Origin of the sequence: Onishia taeanensis (genome assembly GCF_003268885.1) — a bacterium.
GTDB classification, from domain to species: domain Bacteria; phylum Pseudomonadota; class Gammaproteobacteria; order Pseudomonadales; family Halomonadaceae; genus Onishia; species Onishia taeanensis_A.
This window is the reverse complement of sequence record NZ_QLSX01000015.1, coordinates 9,908-31,332: the sequence shown is the minus strand read 5'-3', so window position 1 is coordinate 31,332 and position 21,425 is coordinate 9,908. Positions and strand designations below refer to the sequence as shown.

The following is a 21,425-nucleotide window of genomic DNA, read 5'->3' as shown; positions in this document are numbered from 1 at the left end:
CGAACGTTGACCGAAGTCGAGAGCTGCATGCGTTCGCCTCTTCAGCTTGACCCTTGGGCAACACACAGGTCTTAGCCTGACATCAGAGTGCCTCATGACGAAAGGAGATCCGACCATGTGGGGCGATATGATGGGGTATATGGGCAACGATGGCTGGGGGCATGTGCTCTTCGGCGGGTTCATGATGGTGCTGTTCTGGGGCGCCGTTATCGCCTTGGCCGTTTTCTTGGTACGTCGCCTGAGCCGGGGGCGGGGCGACGCCATGGACCCGCCGCGGCCAACGGCACTGGACCTTCTTCAAGAACGCTATGCCCGGGGAGAGATCGACCGTGAGGAATACGAGCAACGCAGGAACGATCTGCGTCATTGATGGATCTGCATGAGCACCATGGCGACAAATCGATCACGGAACAGGCGATCCTGAGATTCCATCTGCCAATGAAGGCGACGGAGACGATTCCATGAAACAAGATCAGCACGACCATTGTCACGGGCATGCATCGCATGATGTATCAGCACGAGGCAGTGGCGAGACGGACCACGTCTCTGCCGGCTGCCAGGGAGACCACCAGAGTGTCGACCAGTACATCTGTCCGATGCACCCGGAGGTGGTGGCCAACCAGCCGGGTGACTGCCCGAAATGCGGCATGCACCTCGTGCCCGTGGTAAGCGATGACCCAAAGGCCCTCGCCGGCCATGACGATACTGTCCACGACCAGTGTCACGAGCACGAGGCGGACCATAATGCCAACCATGAGGCTAGTACGCCGGTGCGTGGCGGCAAGTACGACAAGGTGCCGGCCGGGCATGCCGGCGCCGTCTACACTTGCCCGATGCACCCCGAGGTGCGCCAGACCGCCCCCGGCGCTTGCCCGTTGTGCGGCATGGGGCTGGAGCTGGAATCGTCGGCGGTCGGCGATGAGGGGCCGAATCCCGAGCTGATCGACTTCACCCGGCGCTTCTGGGTCGCGGCCATCTTCACGGTCCCGTTGCTGGTGCTGACGATGTCTCCCTTCCTGGGCCTCACGGCGATCCGCGACGTTTTCGGCGAGCGCACCACGCTGTGGATCGAATTCGTCCTGGCGACGCCGGTGATCCTGTGGTCGGGCTGGCCGTTCTTCGTCCGCGGTGTCAACTCTTTTCGGACGATGAATCTTAACATGTTCAGCCTGATCGCCATGGGAGTCGGCTCGGCCTATCTGTTCAGCATCGTCGCGCTGCTGGCGCCGGGCATCTTTCCCGAGGGCTTTCGCGACGAGAGCGGCAATGTCGGCGTCTATTTCGAGGCCGCTGCGGTGATCGTCGCGCTGGTCCTGCTGGGTCAGGTGATGGAGTTGCGCGCCCGTGAAGGCACCGGCAAAGCGATTCGCGCGCTGCTGGACATGGCTGCCAAGACCGCGCGGGTGATCCGGCCCGATGGCAGCGAAGAAGAGGTCGCGCTGGATGACGTGCAGGTGGGTGATCACCTGCGGGTGCGGCCGGGTGACAAGGTGCCGGTGGACGGCGTGGTGGTCGAAGGCCGCTCCTCGATCGACGAGTCGATGATCACGGGCGAGCCGGTGCCTGTGGAAAAGGTCGACGGCGACAAGGTCACCGGGGCCACGATCAATGGCACCGGCAGTCTGGTCATGGAAGCCACCCGTGTCGGCGCCGATACCATGCTCAGCCAGATCGTCGAGATGGTGGCAAATGCCCAGCGCTCCCGCGCGCCGATCCAGAAGTTCGCCGACAAGGTGGCGGGCACGTTCGTCCCTGCGGTGATCGGCGTCGCCATTCTCTCCTTCATCGCCTGGGCGATCTGGGGGCCGGCGCCGGCGCTGTCCTATGCGCTGGTCTCGGCGGTGGCGGTACTGATCATCGCCTGTCCCTGTGCGCTGGGCTTGGCCACGCCGATGTCGATCATGACGGCCACCGGGCGCGGCGCCCAGCTGGGAGTGCTGATCAAGAATGCCGAGGCGTTGGAGCGTTTTGCCAAGGTCGATACGTTGATGGTCGACAAGACCGGCACCCTGACCGAGGGCAAACCGAAGCTGGTGGCGGTGTTGCCGGAAGAGGGGCATGACGAGGCCGAGGTGCTACGCCTGGCGGCCAGTCTGGAGCGCGGCTCCGAACACCCGCTGGCCGAGGCGATTGTAGGCGGCGCCGAGGAACGTGGGGTGACACTCGCCGATGCCAGCGATTTCGAGGCCGTGACCGGCATGGGCGTCAAGGGTGTGGTCGACGGCAAGCCGGTGGCGCTGGGTAATGCCAAGCTGATGGCCGAACTGGGCCTCGACGGCGGCAAGCTGTCGGACACCGCCAATGACCGCCGTGACCAGGGCGAGACGGTGATGTTCGTCGTACTCGACGGCGCCATCGCGGGTCTGGTCAGTGTCGCCGACCCGGTGAAGGAGACAACGCCCGAGGCACTGAAGGCGCTGCACCAACTGGGCTTCCGCATCATCATGGCGACGGGCGACAACGAGCGGACGGCGAAAGCGGTGGCTGGGCGACTGGGCATCGACGAGATCCGCGCTGATGTGATGCCTGAAGACAAGGCCCGCATCATCCGTGAACTGCAGGAACAAGGCCGCAAGGTGGCGATGGCGGGCGACGGGGTCAATGATGCCCCCGCCCTGGCTCAGGCCGATGTCGGCATCGCCATGGGCACCGGCGCCGACGTGGCGATCGAAAGCGCAAGCTTCACCCTGGTCAAGGGCAATCTCGACGGCATCGTGCGGGCCCGCAAGTTGTCGCTGGCCACGATGCGCAACATCAAGCAGAACCTGTTCTTCGCGCTGATCTACAACGGGGCCGGCGTGCCTGTCGCGGCCGGGGTCCTGTTTCCGTTCCTCGGTATCCTTATCTCGCCGATGTTCGCCGCCTTTGCGATGAGCGCGTCGTCCTTGTCGGTGGTCACGAATTCGCTGCGGCTGCGTCGGGTGAAGATCTGACCATGGTCGAGGACAAGCGCTAGGACTTCTTCTCGGGACCCAACAACTAAGTGCTGTGTGGGCATCGCCCCTATGGGGCCTACGTCCCGCGGCGTATCCAGCAAAGAGGTGCCAGCATGGAACGCAAATCAACGAAGCAATGGCTCAACGCAATCGTGGCAGGGGTCATGCTGGGCGCATCGATGGCCGCGATGGCAGCCGGTAGTCGCGCCTTCGTGCCGATGGGCTCGGCAGATGCCATTGGCGTCATTGACCTGGAGAGCTACCAGGTGATGCCCTCCATTCCGAATACCCTCAATACGCACGGTTCTGCACTAACGCCGGACGGTCGCTACCTGATCGCCGGCAGCCTCACACCACGCGATACGAAGGAAAACGTCAGCCCCCCGGAGGGCGTGACGGAAGACGAACATGCGGCCCATCACGGTGGCGGAGAAAAGTCAGCGGCCAATCAGCAGAACACCGGCGTGCTGTATATGATGGATACGACCACCAATGCCATTGTGCGAAAGCTGGAAGTTCCCGGCCCGGTTCATCATGTGCTGGTGACGGCCGATGGTCGCTATGCCGTCTCGACTCATCCCATGGGGGGCAGCATCAGCGTCGTGTCGCTGGATTCCGGAAAGCATATCGAGACGGTGGCAACGGGTCCGAATCCGAACTACGTCGTCGAAAGCGAAGACGGTCAGTCGCTGCTGGTCAGCAACGCGGGTAACGGGACGGTCAGCGAAATCGACACTCAGCACTGGTTCGTTGAGCGAAACCTGCGTGTCGGCGGCAGCCCGGAGCATATGGTGCTCTCACGCGACAATCAGCGGCTCTATGTCAATGATGACTCGGCCGGACGCGTCGTCGTGATCGATCTGCCTGCCGGCAGCGTGACGGGCGAATATGAGGTCGGCGATGCCCCCCATGGTGTCGGTCTGAGCCCAGATGGGCAAATCCTCTACGCGACCAGCCAGGGCGATGATCGGTTAGTCCGGATTACGCTCGACGACGGGACTCGGCAGAGTATCACCCTGTCCACGGCCCCTTACCATCTGGCGGTGGTACCGGATGATGGCCGGCTGCTTGTCACCAGTCGTGAGGAAAGCAAGCTCTGGGTGCTCGACCCGGCTTCTCTCGAGGTTCTATACACCATTTCGCTCGATGGAATAGGTCACCAGATCTCACTGGACACGCGATAGAATTATTTCTTCTTACGATCGAGAAGGATTCATGGCAGCTAGCGCACATCAGGGGGGCATGGCCAGGCCGGTTATATGCCATCGATTGGGTGTGGCATGAATCGTCGCATGGCTGACTGGCATCTACTGCGTGATCGAGAAGGGGATCGGCCTGTACTAGATCGGCACGGGAACCAAGCATCGATGAGACGCAAGGTGAACTGCTAGGAGAAAGATAATGGAGCCAATGGATAGAACGCCACAATATAAAAAAGATAGCCTGTCTCTGGTCGGCGCGATTGCTTTAGGGACCGGGGTCATGATTGGAGCTGGCATATTTGCCTTGACAGGACAGATGGCCGAGATGACGGGAGCGCTTTTCCCTCTTGCCTTCTTGTCATCGGCACTAATCGTCTCCTTCAGTGCCTACTCCTATGTGAAGATGTCTAATGCCTATCCTTCGGCAGGTGGGATCGGCATGTATCTGCAGAAAGCTTATGGATCGACGCTACCTACCGCTTTTCATGCGCTCTTGATGTATTTCTCCATGGTGATCGCTCAGAGTTTCCTGGCGAGAACCTTCGGGTCCTACACACTTGAACTCTTCGATCTAGGAGATAGGTCTCTGTATGTGCCTCTACTGGGTGTGGCGCTGCTTATTTCTGCATTCTTAATCAACCTCACCGCCAACAAGTTGATCCAGGGCGTTGCATCAGTAATCGGGTTCATAAAAATTGGTGGGATTCTATTGTTTGGCGTCGTCGGTGTCATATTCGCCGACTCCGTCGGTATGGAAACCTCGGCATCGGCTCCTGAGGGGTCTTTTACAGGCTTTCTGGGTGCGACTGCGTTGGGTATTCTGGCCTTCAAGGGGTTCACGACGATTACCAACAGTGGCTCAGAGATAAAAGATCCCCATCGCAATGTCGGCAGGGCGATCATGATATCGATCGGTTTTTGCGTCGTTATCTATGCGTTGGTGGGGTTTGCAGTAGCGAGTAACTTGTCCCTGACGGAAATCATCGAAACTAAAGACTATTCACTTGCGGCTGCTGCGCGGCCGGCTTTTGGAGAGGCCGCCGTTTGGTTTACCGTCATTCTTGCCATGCTGGCCACCGCGGGTGGCATCATTGCCAGTATATTTGCAGTCTCACGCATGTTGGCAATGCTGACGGAAATGGAACTGGTGCCGCATCGTCACTTTCATATGCCAGGAAGTATCCAGAAGCATACCCTGGTCTATACCGTCGTGCTTGGTTTGGTTCTGACGGCATTTTTTGACCTTAGCCGTATCGCCGCACTTGGTATCATCTTTTACTTGATCATGGATATCGCTATTCATTGGGGGGTGTTGCGTCATCTTCGCAAGGAAGTCGGTGCCAACCCAATCGTGCTGGTTATTGCGATACTGCTGGATGTCGTCGTGCTGGCAGGCTTCCTTTGGGTAAAAGCGACGACAGATCCCCTGGTGCTGATAGTAGCATCGGTTGTCATGGCGGCTATCTTGGTTGGCGAACGTCTCTTTCTGTCTCGTAAAGAATCATCAAATCACAGCGACAACATGCATTCCCACTGATTTCAGAGGAGCAGGATCATGGAGGTAAAAACGTTTGGTGATCTGGTCGACTGGACACGCCAGCTTCATGAGAATCTGGCACGCTGTCTTTCTCATTGTGCCGATCATAATGAAGAAGAGCGTGCCAGGATGCTGCTTACTTATCTGGCGGATCATGAGAATGAGATGGAATTTGTTGTCAGAGAGTTCAAGCGTCGAGCCGCCCCCAAAGCATTGAATACCTATATATATGATCATCTGGAACACAAGCCCGATCCGTACGCATCGAACCTGTGATGCACCCTATGCTGCGCTGGGTTTCAATGAGATCTGCCGGGAAATCTTCGATTTCCATGATCAGGTGACGGACCTTTATCGCAACCTCATAGGTAAGGCAGAAATTCCTGAAGCAAAGGAATTACTCGAATCCCTTCTTGAGCTGGAGCAACACGAAGCAATGCGCCTTGTTCGTCAGACGGGGAGGATGGATGATCTGTGAAATTGCCGGGTTATAACTACATAGACCCGTGAGCCCGACCTCCGAAATACTGCTAACCTGCTGATGCGCCTATAAGGAGAGGCGCAGCTATAAGAAGTTTATTGTCCTGAGTCCAGGTGTCAAAGCCTAAAGAACGATACCTAGATGCTCCGCCAGTCCGTGAGTCTATGGTCTCGGACGTTTTGATAGCGAGTCCGATCACGTCGCCAGTCCCGCTAGGAAAATCTGAGCGGCCAGTCCGATGATCAATGTGGCGGCAAACGTGATCATGACCACGATGCCGGGCCATGTGCCCGGTGAAATGGTTGTCTTTTCCGCCGTCCGGTACATTGGCACTACGATGCGTAGATACACCGCGAGCGAGAGCACGCTGTTGACGATCGCTATGATTGCCAGCCAGGTGAACTGGACGTCGATGGCAGCAGCAAAGAGCATGAATTTGCCGACGAAGCCGGCCAGCGGCGGAATGCCGACCAGCGACAGCAGGAAGATCACCATTGCAATACCCATAATCGGCCGTGCACGTCCCAGCCCGTCAAAATCGTTCAGAGTGCGCCCGGTTGCGGCGGCAACCGCGAAAGCACCCAGGTTCATGGCCGCATAGGCGGCGGCAAACAGAATGATCGATGGTAGTGCAAGCTCACTTGAGCCCACCGCCACAATGCCCAGAAGAAAATAACCGGACTGGGCAATCGACGAATAGGCCAGCAGCCGGATGACGTTGTCCTGCACCAGTGCAGCGAGATAGCCATAGGTCATGCTGAGAACCGCGAGGCCCGCAATGACGGCAGTCCAACCGGTTTCCGGGGGCAGGTCACGAACCACCTGCGTTAGCGCAAACAGGGCGCCAACCTTGGGCACTACAGACAGATAAGCTGCAATCGAGAGGGGCCCGCCCTCGTAGGCATCTGGCGCCCAGAAATGAAACGGAACCAGCGATGCCTTGTAGCCCAGACCAACAACAACAGCCACGAACCCGAGAATGACAGCCATCGGCATCGTATCCATCCCCGGCAGATCGGCAATCAGTGTGGAGCCCGAAGCGCCGAACCAGTAACTCAGGCCGAAAATCATGATCGATGTGGTGACCGAAGCGAATACAAAGAATTTCATCGCAGCTTCGGTCGCCGGATCAGTATCCGGATAGGCAACCAGGGCAAAGGTGGCCAGGCCGGTCAGCAGTGTACCCAGTACCAGGAACATGGTATCCCCTGCCCCTGCCAGAACCAGGGCGCCGAGGGTGGCAAAGATCAGCAGGCTATAGACCGTACCTTCGCGGGCGCTCCCCCGAACATCCACCCGCGCCAACAGCATCGAAAGCACTGTAGCAGGCAGCAAAATAAGCTTGGCCCAGATGCTCAGAGCATCGATTCGAAAGCTGCCTCCAAACACCGTTGTGTCTGTGCCCAGCAGGCGCAGGGTCAGCCCCGTGGCAACGAGCAAGCCGATGACGGCGACAGCCAGCGAAATTCGGGGTCGGCGCAGCATTTCCGCGATCAGCGCACCGACAGCCGTCAACAGGACGGCAATTTCCGGGATTAATAATGCGAGATCTCGACCCATTACAGCACCAGTACCGATGTGGTCCGGTGAATGATGTCCAGCACCCAGGACGGCGCAACACCTGTGGCGACAGTGAGCACTAGCAGGGGCGCCACAGCGAGAATTTCGCGCGGGCTCAGATCCGGCATTTTATTCCAGCGCTCCCGGGGCTCACCCAGAAAGGTTTCACGCAGTGCCTTGAGAAAGGTTCCGGCGATAATGGCAATGCCCAGAATCACGATAACGGCAATGGGAGTGGTACCGAGAGTCGCGAGGAATATCTGGAACTCAGCCGGGAAGTGCGCGAGGCCCGGGAGACCCAGAGACGCGAAAGCTGCCAGCACAAAGAGCCAGCCAAGCAGCGGAACTGTTTTGAGCAGGCCACCAAACTCGCTCATTTCGCGGGTCTGGGCACGCTCCTGGATCATGCCCACCAGGAAAAACAGGGCACCGGTGACCAGACCGTGACTGAACATCTGCAGCACGGCACCGTCCAGAGCGGTGGCACGCACGGCAGGATCCAGTGTTAGCGCAGCCGCGGCGACGCCGACGATCACGTAGCCCATGTGGTTGACTGAGGTATAGGCCACCAGGCGCTTGAGATCCGTCTGTGCCAGGGCGGCAAAGGCGCCGTAAATCGCGCTGACGACACCGAAGAACAGAACAACGATTCCGGCTTCGCGGAAAGCGTCAGGGGTCATTTGCAGGGCGAAGCGCACAAGCCCGTAAGTCCCGAATTTCAACATGATGCCAGCCAGGATGACGCTACCAACGGTCGACGCCTGAACATGGGCTGCCGGCAGCCAGGTATGCAACGGTACGGCGGGAATCTTGACCGCAAAGGTAATCAGCATGGCGATCAGCGCCCACATGGCCGCCGCCCCCTCCAGCGGAGGATGGGCAATCCAGGCCCGCATATCGAAGGTAGGATCAGGGCTGCCGAGGTAAAGCCCCAGAATAGCAAGCAACAATGGCAGGCTGCCCAGCAGGGTGTAGATAAAGAACATCAGCGCTGCACGTTGCCTGTCTTCGTGTCCCCACCCTGCGATCATGAAATACATCGACACCAGGGAAACTTCAAAGAACACATAGAACAGAATCCCGTCCAGGGCGGTAAAGGTACCGATCGCCGTGGTCTCAAGAAGCAGGACCAGGGCCACGTAGGCCCGCGGGCGATCGCGAAGCGACGAGGCGTAGATGAGTGCAACCAGGAAAAGCACGGCACTCAGTAGCACCAGCGGCAGGCTTATGCCATCAACCCCGACCCGATAAGCGGCGCCGATGGCCGGCATCCATTCCAGCTCTTCAACCTGGGAAAAGCCCTCACCACTCACCCCCTGCAGCCACATGGCCAGAGCGCCGACCAGAGTCAGGGCGGCACTGACGATCGCTATGCCATGCACTGTCCGCGCCGTCGGCTTCGGCAAACACAGAATCAGCACGGCGCCGGCGAGAGGCAAAAACAAGGTCAGAGATACGAGTGGTAGCATGAATACAGGGTTCCTTTAGAAACTCAGTGAAGCTGAAAACAGGATGACAAGGAGCACAGCGGTGGCTACGGCGCTGATCGCCAGGCTGTGATGGATCAGGCCGCTTTGCAGGGTTCTCGCCCGCGCGCCCAGGGCCCGCACACCGGCCACCAGGGCGAAGATCAGACCGTCGATACCACGCTCATCCCCGCCCCGAACCCAGCGACCCACCGCCAGATTGGCGCGACCGACGCCAAGCGCGGCCGCATAAAGGTGGCCTTCCAGACGGTCACACCGCCGGGCAACAGCCATTACGGGCCGACCTACCCAGGCGGTGAGCCCGCCCGCAACCACTAGCCCCGATGCTGCCCATTGATGGGCAGGCCCAAGCAGACGCTTGACCGGCACTAGCCAGCCCAGCGCCAGACCACCCAAGGCGGCGACGAGTCCGGACAATATGGCGCCGATACCTGTGGTTTCCGGCACCGGCAGATCAAGCATTGTTTCGAGTGGACCAAAGGCCAGACCCAGGCCTGCGGCGGGGATCGCCAGACCCCAGATGCCAGCGCGCATCCAGCCAGTACCGGCGACCGGCCGGGTATCGCCGGAGCTCTGCCAGAGCAAGCGTAAAGCCCGGGCCATATAGGCGCCGGTCAGCAGAGTGCCTGCCAGGGCCAGAGGGCCGAGCCAGACGGCGCCCTGTGCAGACAGAGCGGCGGTGATAACCGCATCCTTGGAGAAGAACCCGCTCAGCGGTGGAATGCCAGCCAGTGCCAGCGCCGCCAGAGCAAAGCCAGCGAAGGCCCAGGGTCTGGAGCGGCCAACGCCCTTCAGCCGATCGAAAGTGGTATCGCCACGCGCATGCTGGAAATCACCGGCAGCCAGGAACAGGCTGCTCTTGATGGCAGCATGGGCGAGCAAGTGCAACAGGGCGGCCAGCGGAACCCCGGCGCTCACTGCGATCAGCATCAGGCCGTACTGACTGGCCGTAGAAGCCGCGAGCAGGCGTTTGAGATCACGCTCGGCCAGCGCAATCACCCCGGCTGCCACCGTGGTAACGCCACCAACAAGCCCAATGGCGAAAAGCGCTTCAGGAGTCAGCAGCGGGGCCGAGCGGATCAGCAGGATCGCGCCCGCCGCCACCAGCGTGGCCGAGTGCAACAACGCCGAGACCGGTGTCGGGCCCGCCATGGCGCGCATCAGCCAGTCCTGCAGGGGAACCTGGGCCGACTTGCCCATGGCGGCCAGCAGTAACAGAAGCCCGGCCGCGGTCGAGGCACTACCACCAGCGGTCAGGGAGACGGCAATCTCACTGGTACCTGCCGACCCGATAAGTATGAATACCGCAACGTAAAGCCCGAGATCTGCGCTGCGGGTATAGAGGAAAGCGCGGCTGGCTGCGTTCGCGGCTTCGGGCCGCTGGAACCAGAAGCCGATCAGCAGGTAACTGCAGAGGCCGATCAGTTCCCAGGCCGCCAGCAGCAGAACCCAGTCGCCGGCCAGCACCAGCGCCTGCATGGCGGCCAGGAACAGGGACATTACGGCGTAGAAGCGCGCCTGACCAGACCCTCGCTTCATGTAACCGACGGCATGGATCAGCACGAATGTACCCACCGTGGCCACCGTCACGGCCAATAACGCCGTAAGCGGCACGCCGACCAGTCGCAGTGGCATGTCCGGCAGACCGGGCATAAGTAGGGTTTCGGTCTGACCACTAGCCACCCGGGCCAGAAGCCAGAGGCTTCCCGCCAGGCTGAGCGTTGCGCCAGCCAGGGCCAGTGCAGGCGGCCACCGGCGCAGTATCAACACGGCCAGGGCGGCGATCAGCGGCGGTAATATCGGCAGGACCACTGCATTCATCCTTTAAGGTCCTGCGCTTCTTCCATCTCTACCGAGCCCTTGGCCCGGAAGCGGGCGATGGCAATGCCAAAGCCGACCGCCATCTCCAGCGCCATAACCGTCATCACCACCAGCACAAACATCTGGCCGGAATAGGCTTCTGGGTGCAGAAAGCGCCAGAAAGCGACCAGGTTCACCATCGCGCCCGCCAGCATTAGCTCCACGCCCATCATGATCATCACCAGATTGGTCTGGGACAGTGCGCCATAGATACCGATACCGAAGAGTATTGCGCCGATCAGAAGCGCTACTATCAGAACTGCGGTCATTCCGATGACTCCTTGTCGTTTTTACTCGCCAGGTTCTGCACCGGAATTGCCACCGCCGTGGCCGCAATCATCGCGGTCAGGATGGTGATGCCAGCGGTTTCGAAGATCATCATCGAGCGCCCGAGCAGCTCCATGCCCAGCGCCCGTGTCTGCGCCTCCGCGTCCGGCACCTGGTCCGCCAAGGGACCCCAGTCGGACAGCAGTGCAATGGCGATGGCAACAACGGCGGCACTGACCCCGGCACCGATCGAGAAGCGCTTCTGGTGGCTCATATCCATACCGCCAAGCCCACCGGGATCCATCATGAACATCACCATGAAGATGGCCATGATGCTCATCTCCGTGGCCATCATCATGATCTGCAGTACACCCAGAAATTCGGTCTGCATCGCCAGAAACATGCAGCCGACGGCGGTCTGCGAAAACAACAGCGCCAGTGCGGAACGGACCATGGACGATGTGCGAAACACCACCAGGCCGAAGCCGATTGCGGCCAGCCCGAACACAGCGACAAAAAAAGCCTGTGCGTACATTAGGGAACCACCAGGATCAGTAAACCGACAATAATGATATTAACCAGTGCCAGGGGGATGCCCATAATCCAGCACCACCGCATCAGATCCGCCTCGCGAATGCGTGGCAGGTAGCGACCGACGAGCAGCATCGACACGGCTACGGCCAGGGTCTTGATCAGGCTCCAGGCCCAGGGCGGCAGCAGCGGGCCATGCCAGCCGCCGAGGTAAAACACCGTGGTCGCCGAAGCCAGAGTAACCACCAGCGTCAGTCGGGCCAGGCGCAGCACTGCCAGGCGCACCCCGGTGTACTCGGCGTCCACACCTCCGCCAAGCTCCCCTTCTGCGGTGGGCAGATCGAAGGGGGCACGGAACGCCAGCGCCATGGCGGCAATGAAAAACAGCACGAAGCCCAGAGGCTGGTAGACGATGTTCCACAAGCTGCTCTGGGAACCAACGATCGCGGTGTTCACCAGGGACTCTGCACGCATGGCCACGGCCGTGATCGGCATGACAATAAGCATGGAATAGGCAATAAGCTGGCCCAGAAAACGCCAGCCGCCGATCATCGCGTAGGCGCCATCCGGCCCCCAGCCAGCCATGATCACCGCGACCAGCACATAGGCCAGGGCCGCGTTGATGAAGAGCGCGCCGGTGCCCAGGTCCGCGATGATCAGATCCGGCGCCAGCGGCAGGACCGCCATGCCAAGCACTGCTACGACCAATAGCAGCACCGGCGCCGCCTCGAAAAAGACCCGGTCCGGCGAGCGCGGCACAATAGATTCACGTCCGAGGTGAGCCAGGCCGTTGAACAGCGGCGCCGCCGGACTCAGACGCCCAGTGGCCATCCAGCCCTCAATCACAGCCAGCAGCCAGGCGCTGCCAAGCAGCGCGAGCAAAACGATGGCGACAGTCACGAAGTCACCTCCCAGGGCGAAAGGTCCAGTGACCCGACTGCCAGCAGCGCATCGCCCAGTTCCTGGCCCTCGACAAGCTTCGGGACCAGGCCGATATGGTGACTGCAGGCGGTGTCCAGCTCGTATGACTTAACATGGCCGCGCTCCAGTTTCAGACTTAGCCGGGCCTCGCCGCGCGGAGTGTCAACGGTTGCCTCACCGGTTCCTGACACATCGCCAACGTCGCGCAGAACCGGCAGCTCCGGTTCTGCGCCCGACTTTATAAGGTCAAGGCTGGCCGAAATTTCGGCCAGGCGCTGCCACAGGCGCGCCCAGGCATCTCCGCCTTCGTTGGCAGCACTCGCTACGGGGCCGCGCAAACCAGAAGATTCCGTTGGCAGTATACCGACTCCCATCAGCCGCGATTTAAGCAAAGGCGTTCGTTCAAGGCGGGTACCCAATGTACGCAGCGCTGGCTCCAGGGCAGCAAGACTGTCCCGGTTAGCCTCTCTGACTTGCAGTTGCAGAGTTGAAGCCCGTTGCGTCAGCCAGGCGAAGCCGAGCTGGCGCCCTAACTGAGCCAGCCAGCCAAGATGACTGGCGATGCGCTCACGCTCAAGGGCGCCAGTGCGGGCACCGGCGTTTGCCGAATCGTCCTCCAGTCCTGCCGCTTGCTCTATTGCCAGACAAGCCAAAAGACGGTAGCTCACCGGCGCGAGCGGAATTGCAGCTGACAGATACGCAATGAAGGTCTCGGCATCCATCTCTTCACTTTCTTCAACATTGTCACCTTTGCTGGTCACCCCCACCAGGGAGATCGCCTGCCCCTCCGTTACGCCGTCACCATCAAGGGTCAGCGTCAACTTCAGTCCGCCGGGCAAGCCAGGGAAGACCGGACCGAACGGCACCTCAAGCCAGTCCATCTGCAGGCCGTCGGCGCTGCGCGGCAGGTCTTTGGTGACTTCAATCATGGACATGAATCCCGAGGAACCATGATCATGTCCTTCATGATCATGCCCACCGTGATCGTGTTCACCGTGATCGTGTTCACCGTGATCATGGCCGGAATGTTCATGTTCTGAGTGGTCGTCAGATTCACGGACTACCAGATCCATGCCGCACTTCGGGCAGCTGCCCGGTTCGTCCCGAACAATTTCGGGGTGCATGGGGCAGGTATATTCGGTCCCAGCATTTTCGGGAGCGTGTTCCGGTTGGTGTTCGTTATTGTGGTCGTGGTCGTGGTCGTGGCCGTGGTCCTGATCATGGCCATCATGATGCTCATGATGCCCATGGTGGCTCTGGTGCTCATGGTGGCTCTGGTGCTCATGGTGGCTCTGGTGCTCCTGGTCATGGCAATGCTCGTGTTCGTGGCCATGGTGTTCGTGATCTTCGTGATGTTCATGATCGCTGCCGCCGTCAGGGGTTGACTCCCCGGCTTCGCGGGCTACCAGGTCCATGCCACATTTGGGGCAGCTACCCGGCTCATCCTCCACAACTTCGGGATGCATGGGGCAGACATACTCGATCCTGGCGTGCATTACAGAGGCGTCGAAATCCTCCGGCGAGTCTGTAAAGGCACCGTCAGCCAATGCCCGCTTTAGCTGACCTACGGCTTCGGTCAGATCTTCTTGCGAGAGGTCTGAGGAGATATCGTCACCCGATAAAGTCGACGGTGTCTGCCCGCCTACCATGAGAATCGCGCGCGGCCGGGGCATCTGCGCGTAGAGCACTGCCACGGCATCCCCCATTTTCCCGGGCAGATCTCCGACAATCAGAAGCACGCTGGCATCGCGTGGCGTGGTTGCAATGCGCAAGCCTGCTGCAGTCACGTCCAGACCATGCGCCAGGGCCACTTCCGGGCCCGGAACGATCAGACAGCTCAGGTTACGCGCCAGGGCCCGGGAAACCAGCTTCTGCAGCACTGAGTAACGTTTCTGCCGTGCGCCCGTTAGGTTTATTGCTGGATCAGAACTCATTGCCGCCTGAAAGCCCCCTGACTCCACCCGTAGAGCAGACCGAGAAAAAGAATGGCAAGAAACACGCCCATATCAAGCAAGGCAACCATTCCTACTTCCTTGTACACAACGGCCCACGGGTACATGAATGCCATCTCCATATCGAAAGCCAGAAACAGCAACGCGTATCCATAGTAACGAGCGTGATACCGCCCCCATACCGGATCCCGCGACAGGACTCCGGAACTCGCCGGCACATCCTTGCCCGGCTCCCCGCGTGTCGGGCCTATGGCGCGGGACAAGCTGTAAAGGGAAAGCACCATACCCACGGTACCCAGCGCCAGGCCAAGTAGCAGAACGTATTGCTGCGTAGCGTTCATTATTCCTCCAGAGTAGCCAGTTACACGTCGGTGAAATCTATGATCCGGTGGGCGTTGCTTGGCCCATCGCCCGAACGCTTGACGCACGTTCAATGCTGGAACTAATCAGGGTACAAACCACGCTGCCGGTAGTATTCGGCCAGCTCGGCGTCACTCAGCGCGGCCATTTCACGCACGGCATGGAATTTGTCACATCAGCTCTAGCCTTCGGGATCATCCGCCTGGTCGGGCAGCAGACGACCCGCTTTCCGGGCCTTATTCCGCCAGTTGTACAACGTGGTCGCCGAGATACCTTCTTCCTCAGCTACCTCCGCGACCGTGCGGTTATGGGGCGGGAATAGCTTCTTGAGGATAGCTTCCCGGCGCTCGTCGGATTACTTCATCGGAGCCTCGTCTCGCCCCTCCAGGGTTCAGAGTCTATCAGCCGCTGAGGCTCCAACTAGCTTGACAGTGGGGGATCTTCGTCTGACGTAAATACGGGGCACTCCGCACCATCGATGCCGCGTGGAACGACCTGGCGTCGGTGACGACGGGAGCCGTCAATGACAGCTCCAGGGCTCCTTGTTGGCATTGTCCTTGATGTTCTGGTCGACGAACCGGTAGTGGTCTTCCTTGAAGCGGTTCCACCAGCCGTGACTGATCTCAATGGCGTGCCGGGCGAGGATCGCTTCGATATGGTCGATGCACAGCCGCGACCCGTCATAGGCCATGATGAGCTTGCACTTGTCGGTGTCGTAGGTGACGCGTTGCAGTCCGAATAGCTCGTCTATCTGTGCGATGGCCAGACGTAACGCATCGGCATCGCAGGGCTCGAGCTTCAACTTACGCGTCACTAGATGGATCTCATTCACGCCTAGACGGAGTTCATTCTTGGACATGTGGAGCACTCCTTCTTGTCTGTGTCGTCATGACCTCGCTAGCGTCATTTCCCTGCAGGGGGGCGATTTTCTGATCGTTCCGGACGGGGCTCGCAGAACGGAGCAGCCCGGATGATGCAGGCGGAGCCTCCACTTATCATGTGTGAGTATCCTACAACCCTTGTGTTACCCAATGGTCAAATTGTGGTGTGCCGCTAGAGGGTGGGCAGCACCAGTCCTGGATCACGGTTATGCAATTCTCACTCCTACGTCGCACGCCATCAGCCTGGGCGACAAAGCTGAACCAAGGCTGAATGGGAGCTACTGTTGTGGATGTCATGGATACGTCAGCGAGAAATGTCCGGGGTGCAAGTCATAGCCGGCCTCAGCGGGTGTTTGGTGAGACGCTGACCGGCTACCTCAGATGCAGCAAGCGCTTGAGGGCGGATCGGTAGCGTGTCGGCGCCGCCTTCCAGGCCAGCGGCAGCAGAGTGAGGGTGCCGAGCGCGAGCACCGTTAGGCCCGCACGGCGCAGATCGTCGGAGGCGAGTTCGTTGCCGAAATGCGCCAGCAGGAAACTCGCCGGCATGACGCCGAGCAGCGTCGCGATGGCGAAGCGCCAGGCCTTGAGGGGCGAGAGGCCGGCCGCATAGCTGACGACGTCGAAGGAAAGGAACGGCATCAGCCGGGTCACGAAAACGGCGGCCATCAGGGCGTTCTGGGAGGTGATGAAACGATGAAGAAGACCGCTGGAGGGACGCATGCCCAACCAGGCTCTCATCGCGTCATATCCTAGCAGGCGGGAAATGGCGAAGGCGATGAGCGCGCCGGCCTCGGAGCCGATGGCCACGTAAAGTGTGCCCCAGACATGACCATAGGCCGCGCCGGCAGCGAGCGCGATCGGGGCACTTGGGATCGGGCTCATGACGATGGCGATCATCATTAGGCCAACGACCAGTGCTGGACCGAATGGGCCAAGCCGTATCACTGCCTGTTCGAGGGTGTCGCCGGCCAGCAAGGCATCCAGCATGCCGGTTCGCCACAGCACCAGAGCGGTGGCGAGAAAAACGGTAAGTACCGCCATGCCCAACATGATGCGTCGCCATGAAGCACGGGAAAGGCGTTTCGGGGCGCCAGTATCGATCTTGTGCGGGCTAACCATGTCTCCCTTTCTCTGACCTAGAGCGCATCGCAGGGTCAGGACCGAGAGATCCTGATTCTTCGCATATTTTATGAGGCCTCAGCGCGAACCATTATGACGTTAGGGCTGGATAAGAGCCACATCTTCACGCCGGTGACGACGCCAGTATCCCCGGTGGCATCCCACGAGGCACGAGCCAAGTCAGCCATGTCGGCATAAGATTTCCCAGTAATCGCCGACATAGGGGGCGAACTATCGGGTGGCTTCATATCGCAACCGCAGCCCTGTGCGGAACCGGATTGAGGCCCTCTCTGGCGCCGTTCTCCAGTTCCATACACATGCCGAGCAATTAGGTCATCGAGGTACAGGATAAAATGGTCGCCTTCTTGGGTGTTGGAGTCACACATGTTGGCTATGCTGGCTATATGGAAGGGCATGCCGTATGAACTTGGCTCTGTGCATTGGGGCCTAGCTCCTTACGGCGCGCTACGCCGCTGAAGGGGCGCACAGATGCCACGCTCGTGGCGTTCTAGGTTAGCAGTAAGACGAGCGCGAGCAGGAAGAATGGCGATAGCAATGAGTTAAGGCAACAAGGTGCATGACGGGGCAGTTGTTAGGTTTTGTCCGAAAAGTCTGATTTGCTAATGTTTCCGATGCCGTAACTGCATAGGTGATGCATGGCAGGATGTCACGAACTCTCAGACGCAAGCTGGCAGATGACCGAAGACATCGTCTCACCGCCTCAGACAATGGGCCGCCCGCTCCGGGATGACCGCCAAGTGCTGAACGGGATCTTCTGGATCCTGTGCTCAGGCACCAAATGGCGCGATCTCCCAGAGCGGTATGGTCCCTGGAAGACCGTCTATGACCGCTTCCGGCAATGGCGAGACGATGGCACCTTCGAGGCTATCCTGAATCGGCTACATCTCAAGCTACGGGAAGACGGGCTGATGGATTTGGATACCTGGATGATCGATTCCACCTCGATCCGGGCCACCCGGGCTGCCTCTGGAGGCGGCAAAAAGGGGGATCGAAAGAACCCATAGACCATGCGCTGGGGCGCAGTCGAGGCGGCCTGACTACCAAGATCCACATGCTTTGCGATCGGCATGGCTGGCCACTAACGTTCACCGTGTCGCCGGGGCAGGATTCGGATACCCGCCACTTTGTTCCTACCATGGAGCACGTCCATTTGCCTGGGCGAGTGGGACGACCACGTAAACGTTGCCGATACATCGTGGCGGACAAAGGCTACGACAGTGATTCCCTCCGCCGGTACTGCGACCGCCACCGGATGAAGCCGATCATTGCCAGACGCAAGATGCTCCGAAAGCCACGGCCGGGGGCGTCCAGGGGATTTGACAAGCCGCGCTACCGGGAAAGAAACGTCATCGAGCGTTGCATCGGCTGAATCAAGGAACTACGCCGTGTCTGCACGCGCTATGACAAGCTCGCCAGCAGTTTCAAGGCGTTGGTATGCCTGGCCTGCATAGACCGTTGTTTGCGTGCAGACTTTTCAGACAAAACCTAGGACGTGGTACTCGGGAAGGTGAAGGATGTTGTCAGGCAAGCTAGTCATGCAAACTTTCCTTGTCGACATGGTCCATAGATGATCGCGACTCTTTGACCGCGTTGTTTTCTACGAACTGAAGGTGAGTTACTCCCTTGGGTCTTCTGCTTCTCTGAGCCCTTCATGCAATGACGCAATTAGCGGGCAAGTGATATTGCCTTGTTTTGCATGGCATCGGTCGACCATTTCGCTCAGCACCTTCTCAATTCTTTCAAGCCTGTCGATCTTCTCGCGAACGTCCCCTAACTTGTGCTCTGCGAGAGCACTGGCTTCTTGACAGTGGGCGCCATCTTCCAGCCGAAGTAGGTCACTGATCTCATCCAGACTAAAGCCTAGCTGCTGCGCCGTTTTCACGAACGTCAACCTGTCGATATCGGCGGCACTATAGCGTCGAATACCTCCGGGAGGTCGTTCGGGCTCCGATAATAGCCCTCGTCGCTGGTAATAGCGGATTGTCTCGACATTGACGCCGGCCGCTTTGGCCAGGCCGCCAATGGTCATGGTGTCCGCCACTTTATCTGCATGTCTCTTCATGATGCTTGACTCCGTACCAAGCTACGGAAGTAACCTTATCGTAGCTCCCCCCATCCCGAAAGGAGAATCGTCAATGCGGACATCTAAAACGGGGCGAGGACCCCTGGCCGCCGGAGGAGTCGCGGCCCTCCTGGCCTCGGCGTGTTGCCTCGGCCCGCTGGTTCTGATCACGCTGGGCGTTTCCGGCGCCTGGATCAGCAATCTGGCGTCGCTGGAGCCCTATCGCCCGCTCTTTATCGGCGTCGCGCTGATGGCGATGTTCTTCGCCTGGCGTCGCGTCTTTCGGCCAGTGGAAAAGTGCCAGCCGGGAGAGGTGTGTGCCGTGCCACGGGTCAGGACGGGCTACAAGGCGATCTTCTGGCTCGTATTGCTGCTGGTGCTAATCGCCCTGGTATTCCCCTACGTCTTGCCCCTGTTCTATTAAAAGGAGATCTACCATGAAAGCTCGTTTCGCCTTCATCGCGCTACTCGCCCTGCTCAGCACGCCCGCCTTAGCGGCCCTGCAGACCGTGAAGCTGTCGGTGCCGGGCATGACCTGTGCCGCCTGCCCGATCACCGTCAAGGCCGCCCTCAACAAGGTGGACGGCGTCTCGCAAGTCGACGTGAGCTACGCGGATCTCGAGGCCGTGGTCACCTTTGACGACGCCCGAACGTCGGTGGAGGCATTGACCGAAGCCACCACCAACGCTGGGTATCCATCAACCCCGACATCCTCGCAAGCGGATCGAGAGTGATCATGAAGAATCCCAAGACCCTGCTGCGCGTGAGCGTGATCGGCACCGTCCTGGTGGCATTGTGCTGCTTTACGCCGATCCTGGTGATCCTGCTTGGCACGGTGGGCCTGGCGGCGCTGACGGGCTATCTCGACGTTGTGTTATTGCCGGCCCTGGCCTTCTTCATCGGCCTGACCATTTATGCGATTTGGCGTAAGAAGCAGTTCGACGCCTGTTGTGACAACGGCTCTATCAAATCAAGGAATACGCCCCCTGAGTGACATCAAGCAGCTGCACATCGCGGTCATCGGGTGAGTTGTTTACGAGCTTGTCCGCCACGGTGAAGGAATAAGCGTGAAAGATTCGCAGAAATTTTTAAGCGTCGTGCTTGGCACCGGGTTGATGGTGCTGTGTTGCGCCGGGCCAATCGCCCTGGTGCTATTCGGTACGGCGGGCCTGGCCGCGTTGGTAGGCTATCTCGATTACCTGCTGTTTGCCGCCCTGGCCATCGTCATCGGCTTACCTCTCTACGCGCGATACCACAAGCGGAAGCAGGATGCCGGCTTTACTAATGAAGACTCGGAGAAACGTGATGATTGAACTCAACGTGAGCGGCATGACCTGTGACCGCTGTGCGGATCATGTCAGGGAAGCCTTGGAGAAGCTGCCCGGCGTGCAGTCGGTGGAGGTATCCTATCCTCAGGGGACGGCATCGGTAGCCGTTGATCCGGGGACACCGGCCTCGGCGTTGACGTTTGCCGTGACCCGACTTGGCTACCAAGCTCGATTGGCCAACAGTGGGCCCACTTCCCCGGCAGGCGCATCGGTGTCCAAGGGCCGTGATGAAGACGCCCCGCACATCGCGGTGATCGGCAGCGGCGGCGCCGCCATGGCGGCGGCCCTGAAGGCCGCCGAGCGCGGCGCCCGGATCACCCTGATCGAACGCGGCACCGTCGGCGGTACCTGTGTCAATACAGGCTGTGTGCCTTCGAAGATCATGATTCGCGCGGCCCATATTGCCCACTTGCGTACGGAAAGTCCCTTCGATGCAGGCCTGAGCGCCCAGGCGCCGGTGGTGGATCGGGCCAAGCTGCTCGAGCAGCAGCAGCGACGTGTCGAGGAACTGCGTGACGCCAAGTACGAGGGGATTCTGCGCGACCACCCGGCCATCACTGTCCTGCACGGCGAGGCGCGGTTCGTCGATGCCCATAGCCTGACGGTCACGCTGAATGAGGGCGGCGAGCAGACCGTCCGCTTCGATCGCGCCTTCATCGGCACCGGCGCCCGACCGGCAGCACCGCCGGTGCCGGGCTTGGCCGACACTCCCTACCTGACCTCCACCGGCGCGCTGGCACTGGATACCCTTCCCAAGCGGCTGATCGTGATCGGGGCCTCAGTGGTCGCCCTGGAACTGGCCCAGGCCTTCGCTCGGCTGGGCAGCCAGGTCACCGTGCTGGCCCGCAGCCGCCTGCTGTCCCAGGAAGACCCGGCGGTAGGGGATGCGGTGGAGGCGGCGTTTCGCCGCGAGGGCATCG

22 protein-coding genes and 1 pseudogene are annotated in these 21,425 nt (G+C 60.0%); 11 read left to right on the top strand and 12 right to left on the bottom strand.

From position 1 onward, the window contains the following. The first annotated feature begins 115 nt into the window (after window positions 1-115). From BCL93_RS16115 to BCL93_RS17570, 5 genes are all read left to right on the top strand, one after another. Window positions 116-370, top strand: a complete 255-nt coding sequence (locus tag BCL93_RS16115; protein ID WP_205742484.1) for an SHOCT domain-containing protein — start codon at window positions 116-118, stop codon at window positions 368-370. 91 nt (window positions 371-461) lie between these two features. Beyond that, entirely contained in the window at window positions 462-2,933 is a 2,472-nt protein-coding gene (locus BCL93_RS16110) for a copper-transporting P-type ATPase (RefSeq protein ID WP_175070158.1), read from the top strand. A gap of 116 nt (window positions 2,934-3,049) precedes the next feature. After that, window positions 3,050-4,120, top strand: a complete 1,071-nt coding sequence (locus tag BCL93_RS16105; RefSeq protein ID WP_112056316.1) for a YncE family protein — start codon at window positions 3,050-3,052, stop codon at window positions 4,118-4,120. Between the two features lie 226 nt (window positions 4,121-4,346). Then, complete coding sequence (locus BCL93_RS16100) at window positions 4,347-5,675, top strand: APC family permease (protein WP_240724537.1); 1,329 nt, start codon at window positions 4,347-4,349, stop codon at window positions 5,673-5,675. Window positions 5,676-5,693: 18 nt separating this feature from the next. Continuing rightward, window positions 5,694-5,951 carry a hypothetical protein gene (locus BCL93_RS17570; RefSeq protein ID WP_240724529.1) on the top strand — a complete coding sequence of 86 codons (258 nt, stop codon included), beginning with the start codon at window positions 5,694-5,696 and terminating at the stop codon, window positions 5,949-5,951. Window positions 5,952-6,351: 400 nt separating this feature from the next. On the opposite strand, the gene BCL93_RS16090 is transcribed toward BCL93_RS17570, so the two are convergent. The 11 genes from BCL93_RS16090 to BCL93_RS16035 form a co-directional block, all read right to left on the bottom strand. Continuing rightward, window positions 6,352-7,716 (bottom strand): NADH-quinone oxidoreductase subunit N, encoded by a 1,365-nt coding sequence (locus BCL93_RS16090; protein WP_112056311.1) that lies wholly within the window; start codon window positions 7,714-7,716, stop codon window positions 6,352-6,354. Next, window positions 7,716-9,185, bottom strand: coding sequence for a complex I subunit 4 family protein (locus BCL93_RS16085; protein ID WP_112056309.1), 1,470 nt, complete (start codon window positions 9,183-9,185; stop codon window positions 7,716-7,718). Before BCL93_RS16085 ends, BCL93_RS16090 begins: the two co-directional genes overlap by 1 nt. Window positions 9,186-9,200: 15 nt before the next feature. Further along, window positions 9,201-11,024, bottom strand: a complete 1,824-nt coding sequence (locus tag BCL93_RS16080) for an NADH-quinone oxidoreductase subunit L (RefSeq protein WP_112056307.1) — start codon at window positions 11,022-11,024, stop codon at window positions 9,201-9,203. Beyond that, window positions 11,021-11,332: an NADH-quinone oxidoreductase subunit NuoK gene (nuoK, locus tag BCL93_RS16075; protein ID WP_112056305.1), complete on the bottom strand. Its 312-nt coding sequence runs from the start codon at window positions 11,330-11,332 to the stop codon at window positions 11,021-11,023. Before nuoK ends, BCL93_RS16080 begins: the two co-directional genes overlap by 4 nt. Then, a complete protein-coding gene (locus tag BCL93_RS16070) occupies window positions 11,329-11,865 on the bottom strand; it encodes an NADH-quinone oxidoreductase subunit J family protein (RefSeq protein ID WP_112056303.1) in 537 nt (178 codons plus the stop codon). Before BCL93_RS16070 ends, nuoK begins: the two co-directional genes overlap by 4 nt. Beyond that, window positions 11,865-12,761 (bottom strand): complex I subunit 1/NuoH family protein, encoded by an 897-nt coding sequence (locus BCL93_RS16065; protein ID WP_112056301.1) that lies wholly within the window; start codon window positions 12,759-12,761, stop codon window positions 11,865-11,867. Before BCL93_RS16065 ends, BCL93_RS16070 begins: the two co-directional genes overlap by 1 nt. Then, a complete protein-coding gene (locus tag BCL93_RS17565; RefSeq protein WP_258396662.1) occupies window positions 12,758-14,662 on the bottom strand; it encodes a heavy metal-binding domain-containing protein in 1,905 nt (634 codons plus the stop codon). Before BCL93_RS17565 ends, BCL93_RS16065 begins: the two co-directional genes overlap by 4 nt. 50 nt (window positions 14,663-14,712) lie before the next feature. Next, the gene (locus BCL93_RS16050; protein ID WP_112056293.1) at window positions 14,713-15,075 is read right to left on the bottom strand and encodes an NADH-quinone oxidoreductase subunit A; all 363 of its coding nucleotides are present in this window, start codon (window positions 15,073-15,075) and stop codon (window positions 14,713-14,715) included. A gap of 200 nt (window positions 15,076-15,275) precedes the next feature. Next, complete coding sequence (locus BCL93_RS17730; protein WP_112056372.1) at window positions 15,276-15,428, bottom strand: transposase; 153 nt, start codon at window positions 15,426-15,428, stop codon at window positions 15,276-15,278. Between the two features lie 186 nt (window positions 15,429-15,614). Next, the gene (locus tag BCL93_RS16040; RefSeq protein ID WP_112056292.1) at window positions 15,615-15,953 is read right to left on the bottom strand and encodes a cation transporter; all 339 of its coding nucleotides are present in this window, start codon (window positions 15,951-15,953) and stop codon (window positions 15,615-15,617) included. Window positions 15,954-16,347: 394 nt separating this feature from the next. After that, complete coding sequence (locus BCL93_RS16035; protein ID WP_205742751.1) at window positions 16,348-17,094, bottom strand: TVP38/TMEM64 family protein; 747 nt, start codon at window positions 17,092-17,094, stop codon at window positions 16,348-16,350. Window positions 17,095-17,750: 656 nt separating this feature from the next. Between BCL93_RS16035 and BCL93_RS16025 the strand changes: the two are divergent. Continuing rightward, window positions 17,751-18,604, top strand: a pseudogene (locus BCL93_RS16025) (IS5 family transposase). Window positions 18,605-18,730: 126 nt separating this feature from the next. Here BCL93_RS16025 and merR read toward each other — a convergent pair. Next, window positions 18,731-19,177, bottom strand: a complete 447-nt coding sequence (gene merR / locus BCL93_RS16020; RefSeq protein WP_112056286.1) for an Hg(II)-responsive transcriptional regulator — start codon at window positions 19,175-19,177, stop codon at window positions 18,731-18,733. A gap of 73 nt (window positions 19,178-19,250) precedes the next feature. Here merR and merT point away from each other — a divergent pair, with 73 nt between their 5' ends. From merT to BCL93_RS15995, 5 genes are all read left to right on the top strand, one after another. Next, window positions 19,251-19,601, top strand: a complete 351-nt coding sequence (merT, locus tag BCL93_RS16015) for a mercuric ion transporter MerT (RefSeq protein WP_112056284.1) — start codon at window positions 19,251-19,253, stop codon at window positions 19,599-19,601. A gap of 13 nt (window positions 19,602-19,614) precedes the next feature. Continuing rightward, window positions 19,615-19,911 (top strand): mercury resistance system periplasmic binding protein MerP, encoded by a 297-nt coding sequence (gene merP / locus BCL93_RS16010; RefSeq protein WP_006911918.1) that lies wholly within the window; start codon window positions 19,615-19,617, stop codon window positions 19,909-19,911. A 2-nt stretch (window positions 19,912-19,913) separates the two neighbouring features. Continuing rightward, window positions 19,914-20,171, top strand: a complete 258-nt coding sequence (merF, locus tag BCL93_RS16005; RefSeq protein WP_008957403.1) for a mercury resistance system transport protein MerF — start codon at window positions 19,914-19,916, stop codon at window positions 20,169-20,171. Between the two features lie 73 nt (window positions 20,172-20,244). Beyond that, complete coding sequence (merF, locus tag BCL93_RS16000) at window positions 20,245-20,490, top strand: mercury resistance system transport protein MerF (RefSeq protein ID WP_112056282.1); 246 nt, start codon at window positions 20,245-20,247, stop codon at window positions 20,488-20,490. Beyond that, window positions 20,483-21,425, top strand: a 943-nt coding sequence (locus BCL93_RS15995) for an FAD-dependent oxidoreductase (RefSeq protein ID WP_220086301.1), incomplete at its 3' end; no start/stop codon positions are given. The genes merF (BCL93_RS16000) and BCL93_RS15995, both read left to right, overlap by 8 nt.

What these genes read in the sequence shown, in the direction of transcription:
- BCL93_RS16115 (WP_205742484.1), top strand. Translation starts at nt 116, where the DNA reads ATGTGGGGCGATATGATGGGGTATATGGGCAACGATGGCTGGGGGCAT.
- BCL93_RS16110 (WP_175070158.1), top strand. Translation starts at nt 462, where the DNA reads ATGAAACAAGATCAGCACGACCATTGTCACGGGCATGCATCGCATGAT.
- BCL93_RS16105 (WP_112056316.1), top strand. Translation starts at nt 3,050, where the DNA reads ATGGAACGCAAATCAACGAAGCAATGGCTCAACGCAATCGTGGCAGGG.
- BCL93_RS16100 (WP_240724537.1), top strand. Translation starts at nt 4,347, where the DNA reads ATGGATAGAACGCCACAATATAAAAAAGATAGCCTGTCTCTGGTCGGC.
- BCL93_RS17570 (WP_240724529.1), top strand. Translation starts at nt 5,694, where the DNA reads ATGGAGGTAAAAACGTTTGGTGATCTGGTCGACTGGACACGCCAGCTT.
- BCL93_RS16090 (WP_112056311.1), bottom strand. Translation starts at nt 7,716, where the DNA reads ATGGGTCGAGATCTCGCATTATTAATCCCGGAAATTGCCGTCCTGTTG.
- BCL93_RS16085 (WP_112056309.1), bottom strand. Translation starts at nt 9,185, where the DNA reads ATGCTACCACTCGTATCTCTGACCTTGTTTTTGCCTCTCGCCGGCGCC.
- BCL93_RS16080 (WP_112056307.1), bottom strand. Translation starts at nt 11,024, where the DNA reads ATGAATGCAGTGGTCCTGCCGATATTACCGCCGCTGATCGCCGCCCTG.
- nuoK (WP_112056305.1), bottom strand. Translation starts at nt 11,332, where the DNA reads ATGACCGCAGTTCTGATAGTAGCGCTTCTGATCGGCGCAATACTCTTC.
- BCL93_RS16070 (WP_112056303.1), bottom strand. Translation starts at nt 11,865, where the DNA reads ATGTACGCACAGGCTTTTTTTGTCGCTGTGTTCGGGCTGGCCGCAATC.
- BCL93_RS16050 (WP_112056293.1), bottom strand. Translation starts at nt 15,075, where the DNA reads ATGAACGCTACGCAGCAATACGTTCTGCTACTTGGCCTGGCGCTGGGT.
- BCL93_RS16040 (WP_112056292.1), bottom strand. Translation starts at nt 15,953, where the DNA reads ATGTCCAAGAATGAACTCCGTCTAGGCGTGAATGAGATCCATCTAGTG.
- BCL93_RS16035 (WP_205742751.1), bottom strand. Translation starts at nt 17,094, where the DNA reads ATGGTTAGCCCGCACAAGATCGATACTGGCGCCCCGAAACGCCTTTCC.
- merR (WP_112056286.1), bottom strand. Translation starts at nt 19,177, where the DNA reads ATGAAGAGACATGCAGATAAAGTGGCGGACACCATGACCATTGGCGGC.
- merT (WP_112056284.1), top strand. Translation starts at nt 19,251, where the DNA reads ATGCGGACATCTAAAACGGGGCGAGGACCCCTGGCCGCCGGAGGAGTC.
- merP (WP_006911918.1), top strand. Translation starts at nt 19,615, where the DNA reads ATGAAAGCTCGTTTCGCCTTCATCGCGCTACTCGCCCTGCTCAGCACG.
- merF (WP_008957403.1), top strand. Translation starts at nt 19,914, where the DNA reads ATGAAGAATCCCAAGACCCTGCTGCGCGTGAGCGTGATCGGCACCGTC.